1 protein-coding gene and 1 pseudogene are annotated in these 526 nt (G+C 41.4%); one reads left to right on the top strand and one right to left on the bottom strand.

From position 1 onward, the window contains the following. Positions 1–186, top strand: a 186-nt coding sequence (locus R7093_RS27875; RefSeq protein ID WP_318147364.1) for an HAD hydrolase family protein, incomplete at its 5' end; no start/stop codon positions are given. A 97-nt stretch (positions 187–283) separates the two neighbouring features. Here R7093_RS27875 and R7093_RS27870 read toward each other — a convergent pair. Further along, a pseudogene (locus tag R7093_RS27870) lies at positions 284–526 on the bottom strand (DNA mismatch repair protein MutT); the annotation flags it as partial.

Here is a 526-nt window from a genome sequence, read left to right as displayed (position 1 = left end):
CAACCAGAAGAAGTGATCTGTATGGGTGATGCTGAAAATGACCACCATATGCTGAAGTACGCCGGTCTTGGTATCGCGATGGCAAATGCGATGGAAGAAACCAAGAAAATCGCAGATTACATCACTGAAAGTAACGACGACCACGGCGTAGCGAAAGCAATTGAGAAATTTGTTCTTAACGCTTAGGCCTCGCTTTAATAAAAGTAGCTTTAGAGAATTAAGCACCTAAAACACAAAAAGCCTCACGAATTGCGAGGCTTTTTACTTGATACCGAAGAACTTATTATTCTGACAGTTTGAGCTCTTCTTGGTACTGATTTTGATGAGTCAATCTTCTTGCCATAAAGATGAACAACAGCATCAATATCGGATAGTGGAACGTCATAAACACCAATGACCAAAAACCGCTGGAAGAGACGCTCGTCGCAGCAAACAAATACACCTGCTGAGTCAATATCAACGCCAAAGTGACAAAAATCAACTGCTTACTGTTTAATCTCACCTGAGACTCCTTAAACGTAAGCAC

This window comes from Vibrio sp. 1580 (assembly GCF_033340055.1).
Note: the sequence above shows the minus strand (reverse complement) of the source record. Positions and strands in the feature narration are given on the sequence as shown.